General features: G+C 62.3%; 13 protein-coding genes and 1 tRNA gene. 9 read left to right on the forward strand and 5 right to left on the reverse strand.

Going from position 1 to position 14,884, the window contains the following annotated elements; translation table 11 throughout:
* Positions 1-40: 40 nt before the first annotated feature.
* The 8 genes from glmM to phoR all read left to right on the forward strand — a co-directional run bounded on the left by glmM (position 41) and on the right by phoR (position 8,311).
* On the forward strand, positions 41-1,384 hold the full coding sequence (gene glmM / locus F7R11_RS08820) for a phosphoglucosamine mutase (protein ID WP_021194813.1): 1,344 nt from the start codon (positions 41-43) through the stop codon (positions 1,382-1,384).
* Positions 1,385-1,577: 193 nt separating this feature from the next.
* Entirely contained in the window at positions 1,578-2,609 is a 1,032-nt protein-coding gene (gene pstS / locus F7R11_RS08825) for a phosphate ABC transporter substrate-binding protein PstS (protein ID WP_064802668.1), read from the forward strand.
* A 109-nt stretch (positions 2,610-2,718) separates the two neighbouring features.
* Complete coding sequence (pstC, locus tag F7R11_RS08830) at positions 2,719-3,696, forward strand: phosphate ABC transporter permease PstC (protein ID WP_031329342.1); 978 nt, start codon at positions 2,719-2,721, stop codon at positions 3,694-3,696.
* 38 nt (positions 3,697-3,734) lie between these two features.
* On the forward strand, positions 3,735-4,619 hold the full coding sequence (gene pstA / locus F7R11_RS08835; RefSeq protein ID WP_064806263.1) for a phosphate ABC transporter permease PstA: 885 nt from the start codon (positions 3,735-3,737) through the stop codon (positions 4,617-4,619).
* A complete protein-coding gene (gene pstB / locus F7R11_RS08840; RefSeq protein WP_021194809.1) occupies positions 4,616-5,407 on the forward strand; it encodes a phosphate ABC transporter ATP-binding protein PstB in 792 nt (263 codons plus the stop codon). The genes pstA and pstB overlap by 4 nt, the downstream gene beginning before the upstream one ends.
* Before the next feature lie 35 nt (positions 5,408-5,442).
* Positions 5,443-6,156: a phosphate signaling complex protein PhoU gene (phoU, locus tag F7R11_RS08845; protein ID WP_021194808.1), complete on the forward strand. Its 714-nt coding sequence runs from the start codon at positions 5,443-5,445 to the stop codon at positions 6,154-6,156.
* 25 nt (positions 6,157-6,181) lie between these two features.
* Complete coding sequence (gene phoB / locus F7R11_RS08850) at positions 6,182-6,895, forward strand: phosphate regulon transcriptional regulator PhoB (protein WP_021194807.1); 714 nt, start codon at positions 6,182-6,184, stop codon at positions 6,893-6,895.
* 87 nt (positions 6,896-6,982) lie between these two features.
* Positions 6,983-8,311: a phosphate regulon sensor histidine kinase PhoR gene (gene phoR, locus F7R11_RS08855; protein ID WP_064802670.1), complete on the forward strand. Its 1,329-nt coding sequence runs from the start codon at positions 6,983-6,985 to the stop codon at positions 8,309-8,311.
* Between the two features lie 82 nt (positions 8,312-8,393).
* Here the strand turns inward: phoR and ppk1 are convergent, their stop codons facing one another.
* On the reverse strand, positions 8,394-10,565 hold the full coding sequence (gene ppk1, locus F7R11_RS08860; RefSeq protein WP_064802672.1) for a polyphosphate kinase 1: 2,172 nt from the start codon (positions 10,563-10,565) through the stop codon (positions 8,394-8,396).
* A gap of 169 nt (positions 10,566-10,734) precedes the next feature.
* Here ppk1 and ppx point away from each other — a divergent pair, with 169 nt between their 5' ends.
* On the forward strand, positions 10,735-12,282 hold the full coding sequence (gene ppx / locus F7R11_RS08865) for an exopolyphosphatase (RefSeq protein WP_031329339.1): 1,548 nt from the start codon (positions 10,735-10,737) through the stop codon (positions 12,280-12,282).
* A 91-nt stretch (positions 12,283-12,373) separates the two neighbouring features.
* On the opposite strand, the gene F7R11_RS08870 is transcribed toward ppx, so the two are convergent.
* From F7R11_RS08870 to F7R11_RS08885, 4 genes are all read right to left on the reverse strand, one after another.
* On the reverse strand, positions 12,374-13,207 hold the full coding sequence (locus F7R11_RS08870; protein WP_021194803.1) for a GNAT family N-acetyltransferase: 834 nt from the start codon (positions 13,205-13,207) through the stop codon (positions 12,374-12,376).
* Positions 13,208-13,344: 137 nt separating this feature from the next.
* Positions 13,345-13,818 (reverse strand): phosphohistidine phosphatase SixA, encoded by a 474-nt coding sequence (sixA, locus tag F7R11_RS08875; protein ID WP_021194802.1) that lies wholly within the window; start codon positions 13,816-13,818, stop codon positions 13,345-13,347.
* Positions 13,819-13,950: 132 nt separating this feature from the next.
* Positions 13,951-14,027 (reverse strand) — tRNA-Pro (locus F7R11_RS08880).
* 35 nt (positions 14,028-14,062) lie between these two features.
* The gene (locus F7R11_RS08885) at positions 14,063-14,884 is read right to left on the reverse strand and encodes a sulfite exporter TauE/SafE family protein (RefSeq protein WP_064802674.1); all 822 of its coding nucleotides are present in this window, start codon (positions 14,882-14,884) and stop codon (positions 14,063-14,065) included.

Here is a 14,884-nt window from a genome sequence, read left to right on the forward strand (position 1 = left end):
CTTACAAACAATAAAGAAACTACTGCAGGAGAGATTCCTTATGTCCAGGAAGTATTTCGGCACTGATGGCATTCGTGGGCGCGTGGGCGAGACCCCGATCACGCCGGACTTTGTGCTGCGCCTTGGCTATGCTGCCGGCCGCGTGTTGGCACACGGCGCTGAGTCGCATGGCCACGGCCGGCCTACTGTGCTGATCGGCAAGGACACGCGCTTGTCGGGCTACATGCTGGAAGCGGCACTGGAAGCCGGTTTCACGGCTGCCGGCGTGGACGTGCTGATGAGCGGTCCGCTGCCGACGCCTGGCGTGGCTTATCTGACGCGCGCGTTGCGCCTGTCGGCGGGCGTAGTGATCTCTGCGTCACATAATCCTTACTATGACAACGGCATCAAGTTCTTCTCGGCCAGCGGTGACAAGCTGCCTGACGAGACCGAACTGCAGATCGAAGCCGAACTGGAAAAGCCGATGGAGTACGCGGCGTCAGACGCGCTGGGCCGTGCCCGCCGCATTGAGGATGCCGCCGGCCGCTACATCGAGTTTTGCAAGAGCACGTTCCCGAACGACCTGAACCTGTTCGGCATGAAAGTCGTGCTGGATAGTGCGCATGGCGCGGCGTACCACATTGCGCCGCACGTCTTCCACGAGTTGGGTGCGGATGTGGTGTCGATCGGCAACCAACCGAACGGTCGCAACATCAACGACGGCTACGGCGCGACAGCGCCGGGCAAGCTGGTCGAAGCCACGCGTGAACATGGCGCCGACATCGGCCTGGCCTTCGACGGTGATGCCGACCGCCTCCAGGTGGTCGACCGCAACGGTCGCCTGTACAACGGCGATGAGCTGCTCTACGTGATGGTGCAGGCGCGTCGCGCAGCGGGGCAGGCAGTACCGGGCGCCGTCGGTACGCTCATGACCAACCTGGCTGTGGAGTTGGCACTTAAGGCGCAAGGCGTCGAGTTCGTACGTGCCAAGGTGGGCGACCGCTATGTGCTGGAAGAACTGAAGAAGAACGGTTGGCTGCTGGGCGGTGAAGGTTCGGGCCATTTGCTGTGCCTGGACAAGCACAGCACGGGCGACGGCATCATCTCGGCTTTGCAGGTGCTTGCGGCATTGCGCCGCAGTGGCCAGACGCTCGACGAGATGCTGGAAGGCGTGCGTCTGTTCCCGCAAAAGCTGATCAATGTGCGCGTCGAAAAAGGTTTCGACTGGAAGTCGCACGCTGGCTTGCAGGCTGCGCTCAAGACCAGCGAGGCTGAGCTCAGCGGCAAGGGGCGTGTGCTGATTCGTCCGTCCGGTACCGAACCTGTTGTGCGGGTGATGGTTGAGGCACAGGATGCCGACCTTGCTACACAGCATGCAGAACGTCTGGCGGCAACGTTGCGGTAAATTGCCGGACGAACGCTGCAGAAGCAATTAAAAAGCGGCCCTTACGCCGCTTTTTTTGTGCCTTAAGATCGACTTTCGTGCGTTCTAAGCCGGTTCTGAGAAGTTTTTGTGTTGTCACAGAATTGTCATGTGAGCGACCTAAAGTTCGGGTGTCAAAAATCTGTCATCGCTCAACCGCTCCTCTGGAGAACACATGAAACTGGTTAAATCCGCAATCGCGGGCGTGGCTGCGCTGGCTTTCGCTGGTACCGCATTCGCAGTTGACATCACTGGTGCTGGCGCAACGTTCCCGGCCCCCGTCTACAACAAGTGGGCGGCCGACTACAACAAGGCGACCCAGACCAAGGTGAACTACCAAGGTATCGGCTCGTCGGGCGGCATCAAGCAGATCACCGCCAAGACTGTCGACTTCGGCGCATCGGACATGCCGCTGAAGGACGAAGAGCTGAACAAGGATGGCCTGATTCAGTTCCCGACCGTGATCGGCGGCGTGGTGCCGGTGATCAACCTGCCGGGCGTGAAGCCGGGCGAACTGACCTTGAATGGCCAAATCCTGGGCGACATCTACCTGGGCAAGATCAAGAAGTGGAATGATCCGGCTATCGTCAAGCTGAACCCGAAGGCCAAGCTGCCGGACCAGGACATCCTGGTGGTGCGCCGTGCTGACGGTTCGGGCACCTCGTTCATCTTCACGAACTACCTGTCGAAGGTGAACGCCGAGTGGAAGGGCAAGGTTGGCGAAGGCACGACCGTGAACTGGCCGACCGGTACGGGTGGCAAGGGCAACGAAGGCGTGGCCGCTTTCGTGCAGCGTCTGGGTGGCGCAGTGGGTTACGTTGAGTACGCCTACGCCAAGCAGAACAAGATGACCTACGTGAACCTGCAGAACAAGTCGGGCGCCACCGTGCAACCGACCGCTGAAGCGTTCAAGGCAGCCGCTGCTGGCGCCGAGTGGAGCAAGTCGTACTACCAGATCCTGACGGACGAGCCGGGCAAGGACGCATGGCCGATCGCTGGTGCGACCTTCATCCTGCTGCACAAGACCCAGGCCAAGCCGGAACAAGGCGCTGAAGTCATGAAGTTCTTCGACTGGGCCTACAAGGGTGGCGATGACGCTGCCAAGGGTCTCGACTACGTGCCGCTGCCGGATGCTGTGAAGAACCAGATCCGCGCGACGTGGAAGTCGAACGTGAAGGACGCGTCGGGCAAGGCGATCTATAACTGATCGTTCGTTGCCTGTTGCGTAGGTAGTGCAGCACAAGGTGCGGGCGGGCGGTGCAGATTGCCGCCCGCACCATTTCAACAGCTTCTCTCACGGCTGACCGGTTTCCCTCATGGCCACGCTCTCTGATTCTTCCGGCGCTTCTTCCAGCATGCGAGCACCCAGCCGCGTTGGCGACCTGGTGTTTGGCGGTCTGACCCGGCTTGCCGCAATCATTACGCTCCTGCTGTTGGGCGGCATCATCGTTTCGCTGATCATCAGCTCCTGGCCCTCGATCAAGCAATTCGGCCTGTCGTTCCTGGTGAATTCGGAGTGGGATCCGCCCGCCGATATCTACGGCGCGCTCGTGCCGGTCTACGGCACGCTGGTCACCTCGCTGATCGCGCTCATCATTGCCGTGCCCGTGAGCTTCGGCATTGCCCTGTTTCTGACCGAACTGTCGCCGGCATGGCTGCGCCGACCGCTGGGTACCGCCATCGAGCTGCTCGCTGCCGTGCCGTCCATCGTCTACGGCATGTGGGGTCTGCTCGTATTTGCACCGATTTTTAGCGAATACTTTCAAAAGCCGCTGGCCGCGACTGTCGGCAAGATCCCGGTCATCGGGGCGCTGTTCCAGGGCGCACCGATCGGTATCGGCCTGCTGTGCGCCGGGGTGATCCTGGCGATCATGATCATCCCGTACATCTCTGCAGTGATGCGTGACGTGTTCGAGATCACGCCGACGCTGCTCAAGGAATCCGCCTACGGCGTGGGCTGCACGACGTGGGAAGTCATGTGGAACGTGGTGCTGCCGTACACCAAGGCGGGTGTGATCGGTGGTGTGATGCTGGGTCTGGGCCGCGCACTGGGCGAGACCATGGCGGTGACGTTCGTGATCGGCAACACCAACCTGCTGTCGGATGCGTCGCTGTTCTCGCCGGGCAACAGCATCACCTCGGCACTGGCCAACGAATTTGCAGAAGCGGGCCAAGGCCTGCATACCGCTGCGCTGATGGAGTTGGGCTTGATCCTGTTCGTCATCACGTTCATCGTGCTGGCGGCGTCCAAGCTGCTGCTTCTGCGCCTGCAGAAGAGCGAGGGCCAAAAGTGAACCAGCGCGATCTGCCCGACGTCATGAGACCCAACACCATGCGCACGTCCTCCATTCCTGCCGTCCGCGCTGACTCCGAGAAGACCAAGGCACGCCTGCAGGCCCGTCGCCGCAATATCAACGGTTTTGCACTGGCACTCTCGCTTGCCGCCATGGGCTTCGGCCTGGTGTGGCTGGCGTGGATTTTGTGGACCACGCTCTCGCTGGGCGTGGGTGGTCTGTCGCTGTCGCTCTTTACGGAGATGACGCCGCCGCCCAACACGCCGGGAGGCGGCTTGGCCAACGCCATCGCCGGATCGTTCCTGCTGGTCGGCATGGCCACGCTGATCGGCACGCCGCTGGGCGTCCTGGCCGGCATCTACCTGGCGGAGTACGGCAAGACGTCGGCACTGGCCAGCGCGACGCGCTTCATCAATGACATCCTGCTGTCGGCGCCGTCCATCGTGATCGGCCTGTTCGTGTATGCCGTTGTGGTGGCGCGTGTGCAGCACTTCTCGGGGATTGCCGGCGTGCTGGCGTTGGCACTGCTGCAGATCCCGATCGTGGTGCGCACCACCGAGAACATGCTGAACCTGGTGCCCAACGCCATGCGTGAAGCCGCCATGGCGCTCGGTACGCCCAAGTGGAAGATGATTCTGTCGATCACGCTCAAGGCGTCGTACGCTGGCGTGATTACCGGCGTGCTGCTGGCTGTGGCCCGTATTGCCGGTGAAACCGCGCCGCTGCTCTTCACCGCGCTGAACAACCAGTTCTGGAGCCTGGATCTGAACCAGCCGGTGGCGACCATGCCGGTGGTGATCTACAAGTTTGCAATGAGCCCGTTCCCCGAGTGGCAACAATTGGCCTGGGCCGGGGTGTTCCTGATTACGCTGGGTGTGCTGGGGTTGAACATCCTCGCGCGTGCCTTGTTCACCAAGAAATGACCATGACTGCTACGTCCCTCGAAGTGCGCACGCAAAGCCCGAAGATCGATGTGCGTGACCTGAACTTCTACTACGGCAAGTTCCACGCGCTCAAGAACATCTCGCTGCAGATTCCCGAGAAGCAGGTGACGGCCTTCATCGGCCCGTCGGGCTGCGGCAAGTCGACGCTGCTGCGTACGTTCAACAAGATGTACGCGCTGTACCCCGAGCAGCGTGCCGAAGGTGCGATCAACATGGACGGCGAGAACCTGCTCACGTCCAAGACGGATATCGCCCTGTTGCGCGCCAAGGTGGGCATGGTGTTCCAGAAGCCGACGCCGTTCCCGATGTCGATCTACGACAACATCGCCTTTGGCGTGAAGCTGTTCGAGCGCCTGTCGCGCTCCGAAATGGACGATCGCGTGGAATGGGCGCTGACCAAGGCCGCGCTGTGGAACGAAGTGAAGGACAAGCTCAACCAGTCGGGCTATGGCCTGTCGGGCGGTCAGCAGCAGCGTCTGTGTATCGCCCGTGGCATCGCCATCCGTCCGGAAGTGCTACTGCTGGACGAACCGTGCTCGGCACTGGACCCGATTTCCACCGGTAAGATCGAAGAGCTGATTGCTGAGCTGAAAGACGACTACACGGTCGTCATCGTGACGCATAACATGCAACAGGCCGCGCGCTGCTCCGACTTCACGGCTTACATGTACCTGGGCGAGCTGATCGAGTTTGGTGAGACCGAGAAGATCTTCATTAAGCCGCGCCGCAAGGAAACGGAAGACTACATCACCGGCCGCTTCGGCTGATCTGCAACACGCACTGAAGCGACAAGGAGAAACCGATGTCCGAGAAACATCTGTCATCGCAGTTTGATACCGACCTGACCTCCATCAGCACCAAGGTGCTGCAGATGGGTGGCCTGGTTGAGGCACAGATCGCCCGCGCGATGCGCGCCCTGGCCAACTTCGACACCGATATGTGTGATCAGGTGCTCGCGGTGGAGCAGGAGATCAATGCACTCGAAATCGAGATCGACGGTGATTGCAACAACATCATCGCGCGCCGCCAGCCGACCGCGCGCGACCTGCGTCTGGTCATGGCCATCTCGAAGACCATCACCAACCTGGAGCGCGCCGGCGACGAGGCCGCGAAGATCGCCAAGCGCACCAAGCGCCTCATGCAAGACCCGTCGGCGCACGCGCTGAACTATGCGGGCGTTGAGCGCTCGGGCGACATGGCAGCGACCATCTTGCGTCATGCGCTGGATGCCTTCGCACGGCTGGACACCGCCGAGGCCGTGTCGATCCTGAAGGAAGACAAGGCCATCGACGAGGAATTCCGCGGTTTCATGCGCGAACTCATCACCTACATGATGGAGAACCCGCGCACGATTTCGGTGTCGCTGGATCTGCTGTTCATTGCCAAGGCGATCGAACGTATTGGCGATCACGCCAAGAACATCGCTGAGTTCATCATTTACATCGTCAAGGGAACCGACGTCCGGCACGCTGGGCGCGAGGCGCTGGAGCGTGAGATCCAGGGCGAGGGCGAATAAAAAAAGGCAGGATGGAGACGTGAGCATGCCGAGTAGCATTCTGGTCGTGGAAGACGAACCGGCGATCGCCGAGTTGATCGCCGTTAACCTGCAGCACGCAGGGCACTACCCGATCCGTGCGTACAACGCTGAACAGGCGCTGTCGTTGATGAGCGATGTGCTGCCAGATCTGGTTCTGCTGGACTGGATGCTGCCGGGCAAGTCCGGCGTGATGTTCGCCAAGGAGCTGCGCGCCAACGAGCGCACGCGCCAGATTCCAATCATCATGCTGACCGCCCGCAGCGATGAGCAAGACAAGATCATGGGCCTGGATAGCGGTGCGGATGACTACGTCACCAAGCCGTTCTCGCCCAAGGAGCTGCTGGCCCGCATCAAGGCCGTGCTGCGCCGCCGTGCGCCGCAGCTGACCGACGACGTCGTGGCCATCAACGGCCTGAAGCTGGACCCGGCCACGCATCGCGTGACGGCCACGAACATCGAAGCGGAAAACCCGATCAAGCTCGATCTGGGCCCGACCGAGTTCCGCCTGCTGCATTTCCTGATGACGCATCCGGAGCGCGTGCACAGCCGCTCGCAACTGCTCGATCAGGTGTGGGGCGATCACGTGTTCGTGGAAGAGCGCACCGTGGACGTGCACATCAAGCGCTTGCGTGCGGCACTCGCCCCGGGTGGCTACAGCAACATGATCGAAACCGTGCGCGGCAGCGGCTATCGCCTGGCGCGCAATCCGGGGCAGTAACCGCCGTCAACTGATCGAACGCGCGAGTCCATCATCGTCTATCGCGCGTTCACACGATCTTCGCGGTCCAGCGCTTAGAATGCCTTCATGAACGTCTTCTGGACCCGCTTCGCTGTCTTCGTCGCCCTGGTGGGCCTCGTCACAGCCTGTCTATATGTCTTCGCCAACCATGTGGTTGCGCTGGCCGTGCTCAGCGCGCTGCTGTTGGTGATGCTCCTTTACTACGTCTATCAGATCCAGCGCCTATGGCGCGTGCTGGACTCGCCGGCCTATGGCGAGATCCCCAGCGCGCTCGGCCTATGGGGCGAGGTCTACTACCGCCTGCACCGGCTCGTGAAAGGCTGGCGCACGCAGGTGCTGCAGGTCGAGCAGCAGCACAGCCGGTTCATCCAGGCCATTCAAGCATCGCCCAACGGCGTGCTGATGCTCGACGCTGAAGACCAGATCGAATGGTGCAACGCTGTGGCCGAGGAGCACTTCGGCTTGTCTGCCAAGCGAGACCTGCGCCAACGCATTACCCATCTGATTCGCAGACCGGAGTTCGTCCGCTACCTTGCGCGCGGCGAGTTCGAGGAGCCGCTCACCATGCATGACGTGGGGCCCCACAAGCAAAGCATCGTTTCTGTCCAGGTCCTGCCGTACGGCGAAGACCGCAAGCTGCTGGTGACGCAAGACATCACCAAGCTGGAGAACACCGAGGCCATGCGCCGCGACTTCGTCGCCAACGTCTCGCACGAGCTGAAGACGCCGCTGACAGTGCTCGCCGGTTTTCTAGAGACGGTGCGCGATATTCCGCTGCCCGAGGAAGACAAGAAGCGTTACCTCGACATGATGCATACGCAGGCTATGCGCATGCAGCACCTGGTGGAAGATCTGCTGGCGTTGGCGACGCTGGAAGGCAACTCCGAGCCGCCGTCTGTCGCGCCCGTGCCGATGCAGCGCATGATGCTGCAGCTTGAGCATGACATCGAGGCGCTCTCTGCCGGCCGCCACACCATCAGCATGACGTGCGATCCGGCAGTGAGCGTGTGCGGGGCCGAGCTCGAGCTGCTCTCCGCATTCAGCAATCTGGCCTCCAATGCCGTGCGCTACACACCCGATGGCGGCACGATCCGCCTCGATTGGGGCGTGAAGGATGGGCATGCGGTGTATTCCGTCACCGACACGGGCATCGGCATTGCACACGAGCATATCCCGCGCCTGACTGAGCGCTTCTATCGTGTTGACCGCAGCCGCTCGCGCGATACGGGTGGCACGGGTCTCGGCCTAGCAATCGTCAAGCACGTACTTTCGCGCCACGGTGGTGAACTGCAGGTGACGAGTGAGCTCGGCAAGGGCAGCACCTTCCGCGCCGTGTTTCCGCCGGAGCGTACGGTGGTGCGCAGTGTGAGCGTCAGCGACGAACGCGCAGCCTGATTCAACGTCGCGCCAAACCGATCACCCAATGAAGAACGCACGCTGCAGAGCGTGCGTTTTTTTTGCTTAGCGGTGCCGCCAATCAGCCTGCCGAAATCTCCAGCGGAGCCCTGACAGTCGCCTCAGCAGCCGTCGCCGCAGCCACGGCTGCAGCCGTTTCTGCCGCAGCCGCCGCCTGCGGCGAGAAGTGGTTCAGCAACTCAAGCTGGCTGATGCGCACGTGCTTGCCACGCGTCTGGCGTTGAATGTAGGTGCCGTCTGCTTGCATGACCCAAGCCGATGCGTTGTCGCGCAGATGCACCTGCAGGCTTTCCTTGATAACGCGCGCCTTGAGCTTGCGATCAAGCACCGGGAAGGCCACTTCCACACGGCGGAACAGGTTGCGGTCCATCCAGTCCGCGCTGGAGAGGTAGACGATTTCCTCGCCGGCAGCATGGAAGTAATAGACGCGGTGATGCTCCAGGAAGCGCCCGACGATCGAGCGCACGCTGATGTTTTCGCTCAGCCCTGGCACGCCCGGCTTGAGTGCGCACACGCCGCGCACGATCAGGTCGATCTTCACGCCAGCACGCGAGGCCTTGTACAACTCGTCGATGATGGTCGGTTCCAGCAGCGCGTTCATCTTGCCGATGATGCGTGCACGTTTGCCTGCGCGTGCGGCGCGCGCTTCGGCACGGATGTGCTCGACCAGGTTCTCATGCATCGTGAACGGCGAGTGCCACAGATGATGCAGCTTGACCTGCGCACCGGTGCCGGTGAGCAACTGGAAGGTGTGATGCACGTCTTCGCAGATCTGCTCGTTGGCCGTCATCAGGCCGAAGTCCGTATAGAGGCGGGCGGTCTTGGGGTGGTAGTTGCCGGTGCCCAGGTGCACGTAGCGGTGCAGCTTGACGGTCTTGCCCTTGCCGGAGACTTCACGACGCACCACGAGCAGCATCTTGGCGTGGCACTTGTGGCCCACCACGCCGTACACGACGTGCGCGCCGGCAGATTCAAGCTGATCGGCCCAGTTGATGTTCGTTTCTTCATCAAAGCGCGCCAGCAGCTCGACCACGACGGTCACTTCCTTGCCGTTGCGCGCGGCTTTGATAAGCGCCTCCATGACCGGCGATTCATTGCCGGTGCGATAGACGGTCTGCTTGATGGCCACCACGTCGGGGTCGCGCGCAGCCTGCTGCAGCAGCTCCAGCACGGGCGTGAAGCTCTCGTACGGGTGGTGCAGCAGGATGTCGCCCTGGCGGATGGCGTCGAAGATGTTGGAGCTGTTGGCAACCTGCTTGACCGTCGCCGGCACGTGCGGCGGGTACTTGAGTGCCGGCTTGTCGACCATGTCAGGCACTTGCAGCAGGCGCACCAGGTTCACCGGGCCCTTGACGCGGTAGCAGTCGGCTTCGGTCAGGCCGAATTCCTGCAAGAGGCGGCGCACCAGCGCAGGCGACGTGTCATGCGCGATTTCCAGGCGCACCGCATCGCCAAAGTGGCGCGTGGACAGTTCGCCCTGCAGCGCCTCGCGCAGGTCGGTAATTTCATCTTCCGACACGAATAGGTCGGAATTGCGCGTGACGCGAAACTGGTAGCAGCCATGCACGTCGATCTGCGGGAACAGCTCGTGCACAAAGCCCTGCATGAACGACGACAGCAGCACGAACCCATACGGATAGCCCGACAGCTCCGGCGGCATCTGCACCAGGCGGGGCAGGGCGCGGGGCGCCTGCACGATGGCGAGCTCGGCTTCACGGCCGAAGGCGTCCTTGCCAGAGAGCTCGATGATGAAGTTCAGGCTCTTGTTGAGCACGCGCGGGAAGGGGTGCGCCGGGTCCAATGCCATCGGCGTCAGGACGGGCACCAACTCGTGCTGGAAGAAGCTGCGGCACCAGGCGCGCTGGGCTTCATTCCAGTTGGTCGTCATGTGGAAGAAGACGCCTTCCTTCTCCAGAAGGGGCAGGATCTCGTCTTGCAGCATGGCATACTGCTGCGTGACCAGTTGCCGCACCCGCTCCGTCACCACGCCAAACGCCTGCTGTACCGACAGGCCATCGGGGGTGAGGGACGACGGGTTGTCGCGCATCTGTTCCTTCAGCCCGGCAATACGGATCTCAAAGAACTCATCCAGATTGCTCGACACGATGCAGATGAACTTCAGCCGCTCCATGAGCGGCACGCCAGGGTCGGCCGCCTGGGCCAGCACACGGGCGTTGAATTCAAGAATGCCCAGTTCGCGATTGAGCAGATCGCCCGCGGGCAATGTCGACATGTTCTGTTCCAGCGAATGACTATCCGGCCACTTTTCCATATTCTGGTGTCAAATTTGTGACACATTTGAATTGTCACGTTGACGACACAATAGAGACATATTTTGTGGCGCAGCGCTTCGAATCACAATCCCTAAAAACGCCCATCGCGTTTCAACCCGTTTTCCATTCATGAGTCCCACACCCCGTCTGCTGGCCGCTGTCGACATGGGCTCCAACAGCTTTCGGCTGATGATCGGCCGCGTCGACGAAACCGTGACTGCCAATGGCACCAGCAGCAGCCAGATCTTCCAGGTCGATGCGCTGCGCGAGCCGGTGCGTTTGGCCGCCGGGCTTACGCAAGATAAATACCTGGATCAACCCGCACGCCGTCGTGGCGTTGACGCACTGCGCCGCTTTGGCGACCGCCTGCGCGACTTCTCGCCTGACCACGTGCGTGCAGTGGCCACCAACACGCTGCGCGTGGCCAAGAACGCGCAGGAGTTCTTGATCGAGGCGGAAGCTGCGCTCGGCTTCCCCATTGAAGTGATTGCCGGCCGTGAAGAGGCGCGCTTGATCTATCTCGGTGCATCGCACGATGCGCCGGCGTGTCAGGGCAACCGGCTGGTGGTCGACATCGGCGGCGGCTCCACCGAGTTCATCATCGGCAATGGCTACAAGCCCAAGCTGATGGAATCGCTCTACATCGGCTGCGTCTCGCACAGTCGCCATTTCTTCCCGAACGGCAACGTGGATGAGTACGCGATGAAGCAGGCCGAGCTGGCCGCGCGTCGCGAAATCCAGATTCTCGTGCAGCAGTACCGCACGGCCGGCTGGAACCAGGCAGTGGGCTCGTCGGGCACGGCGCGCGCGCTGGCCGAGCTGATCGAGCTCAACGGCTTTAATGACAAGAGCGAGAAGGGGAGCGCCCACGGTATCACCCGCGAAGGGCTGGAGCGCCTCAAGCGTGCGGTGATCAAGTCGGAGAATACCAACCGGCTGAAGTTGAGCGGCCTGAAGTCGGACCGCATTCCGGTGCTGCCGGGCGGCCTGTCGATCATGCTCGGCGTATTTGCCGAACTCGATATCGACCGCATGGACGTGACCGACGGCGCGCTGCGCCTGGGTGTGCTGTACGACCTGCTTGGCCGCAGCCACCACGAAGACATGCGCACGGTGACGATCGAGCAGTTCATGCGTCGCTATAACGTCGATCGCTCGCAGGCCCATCGCGTGCGCGATGCGGCGACGGCGTTGCTGTCGCAGTTTCCCGATCCGCCCGATGAGCGCCGTGAAGACAATCTTGCACTGCTCGGCTGGGCCGCAAACCTGCACGAGATCGGCATGAGCATCTCGCACAGTGGTTATCACAAGCACTCGGCCTACATTGCCAGCCATGCTGATATGCCGGGCTTCTCCAAGACCGACCAGGCACGTCTGGCGACGCTGCTGCTGGGGCATGCGGGCAAGCTCGGCAAGCTGTCGGGCGGCGGCAAGTTCTTGGATTGGCGGATGCTGTTCAGTCTGCGTCTGGCCTTTGTGCTGTGCCGCCGGCGCGGTGCGATCCAGTTGCCGGGTCTGAAGGTGCGCCAGAGCGAGGGCGAACTCAACGAAGGCGGCTTTGAGGTGGAGCTACCGAAGGGGTGGATCGAGCAGAATCCGCTGGTCGAGTACAGCCTCACGCAGGAAGCCGATGAATGGCAGCGCATCGGCCGTCGCTACAAGGTGACTTACGTATAGCCCTTCGGTAATTCGGCACCTTGTGGTGCCGATCCAAACAAAACGGCCCGGTCTTTCGAACCGGGCCGTTTTGCTTTGCAGCGGTGAGTGATCAGCCGCGCAGGAAGTGGCGTGCGTAGCGCGGGTTGATGTCCGACAGGCGCAGCAGCGTGAGGAAGTCGGCAACGTTGAAGTCAGGGTCCCAGGCCGGTGCGCCGCAGATGCGGGCGCCCAGGCGCAGGTAGCCCTTGACCAGCGCGGGCGGGTCGACTTCCAGGTTCTGGTTCAGCTCATCCACCGGCAGCGGTACGCGCGGGAAGGCGTGGTACTCGATCGGCGCCAACGAACCGTCGTCGACGAAACTGCGATACAGGCTTGCGGCAAAGTGACCGCCGTCACCCATCGACACGCTGGCGCAGCCCAGCATCGATTCAAAGCCGTAGCGCTGCATGTATTCACCCAGGCCCGCCCACAGCGCCATGATGACGCTGCCCGAACGGTAGTCGCGGTGCACGCACGAGCGGCCCAGTTCGACCATCTTCGGGCGCAGGTGCGTCAGGCGCACGAGGTCGAATTCGGATTCGGAATACAGGCAGCCGATCTGCTTGGCCGCGTCCGGGCGCAGCACGCGGTAAGTGCCGACCACGCGCAGCGTTTTCTGGTCGCGCACGATCAGGTGATCGCACACGGCGTCGAACATGTCGACGTCGAGTTCTGCGTGGGCCGAGGGCAGGCGGGCGCCCATTTCCTCGGCAAAGACCTTGTAGCGCAGGCGTTGCGCCTCGGTCACTTCATCCTGGTGGCGCGCCCACGAAACGGCCAGAACAGGCTTGTCACGCGCCGGAACAGCGTCGGGTGAGCGAGGAAGGCCCCTCCGTGCGTTGCCTAGATTCAGGCTCGGCAGTGCATCGATCAACGGCTGGGTGGGCGTCGGCAGGTCTCGCATTCGGATCCCCTAGGGTGGCTGAGGGTTGCTTTCGGGGGCGATTCTAGAGACGCCGCATGACAGATCAGCGACAAAAGCGAGTCAATCGTGACCGTTGCGTGAATTTTGCGTGGCGTAACTATGACAATGATGACGTGTCACACAAGATCCGGGTTGGCCACCGCGCGCAGCACGGTCTGCGCCTCGTCTTCGCGCATGCGGCGGCACAGCCACCACACGGCGGCTTTCTTCACGCTCCAGTCCATTTCGACGCCCGCAATCAGCAGGCTGGCCAGGCGGCCGAGCCACGGCTGGTGGCCGACCAGCAGCAGGTTCGTGCTCGAGGGCCAGTCGATGGCCGCGAGGATGGCGCTGACATCCGCGCCCGGCGCAATGTCGGGCAACGTCTGGAAATGCTCGGTGAGGGCGCGTGCAGTCTGCTGCGTGCGCACGGCGGGACTGACCAGCACGCGCGTGTCTTCCGGCAGGCGAGGGCGCAGCCAGGCGGCCATTTTCTCGGCCTGCTTTTCGCCGCGCTTGGTCAGTTCACGTTGGAGATCGGTGCTGCGCTGGATGCGCAAGGATGCGGCCACGTCTTCGGCTTCGGCGTGGCGCCACAGGATGAGATTCATGGAGCGGTTCTACGGGTGGTGCGAGATGGTACGGATACCGTGTTTATAGCACTGCCGTATGACACCATCTGCCGCCCAAACAAAAACGGCTTACGCGATGAACGTAAGCTGTTTTTGTTGACTGCCAAATTTTGGTCGGAGCGGAGAGATTCGAACTCCCGACCCACTGGTCCCAAACCAGTTGCGCTACCAGGCTGCGCTACGCTCCGGAATCGTCGATTGTACCGCTTTCGCAACAGATTGGTCAAATCATTGTGCGAACGATCATTCCGAGGGCGACCACGCCGGCAAATGCAGCGAACCCCTGCTGCAGTGCCGGGCCGGCCAGATGCTTCGCAAAGCGGCGTCCGGCCAGCATGCCGGTCAGTGCGCCGGCGGCAAACGGCAGCGCGATATGCCAGTCGACATGCCCGCCAATGGCCGATGCCACCACGCCGCCGGTGGAGACCAGCGCAATGACCGCCAGCGATGTGGCAACGATCGTCTGCATTGGCAGGTCAGTCGCGCGGCGCAAGGCCGGCACGATGACGAAACCGCCGCCCACGCCCAGCAACCCAGACAGGAACCCGGCGCCCATGCCCGATGCGGCCAGCGCGCGCGCGCACGGCAGCGTCCAGACCAGTTTGGCCGTTGTGGTGTCGAGGTGGCAGGGTGGCGCTGCATGTCGTGGAGCGTCTGCCGCAGGCGCTTCTGCGCGGGCCTGGCGGAACATGCGCACCGCCACATAGGCGAGCACGACGGCAAACAGCAGCGTCAACGGTGTATTCGGCACACGGTGCGCAACCCAGATGCCGAATGGCGATACCACCACGCCGCACACCGCCATCAGCCCTGCGGCCTTGTAGCGGACCTTGCCTTCACGCAGGCCGAGCATGGCGCCCAGCCCCGCTGACAAGCCCACCGCCAGCAGTGCGATCGGCGCCGCCTCAGACACCGACAGGTGCAGCCCAAAGATCAGCAGCGGCACCGCGACGATGGCGCCACCCGCACCCGTGAGCGCCAGGATGAGCCCCACCACCGAACCCAGTCCCGCACTGACGATCCAGCCGATTTCCACTGGCGACAT

It is taken from the genome of Ralstonia insidiosa, assembly GCF_008801405.1.
Classification (GTDB): Bacteria; Pseudomonadota; Gammaproteobacteria; order Burkholderiales; family Burkholderiaceae; genus Ralstonia; species Ralstonia insidiosa.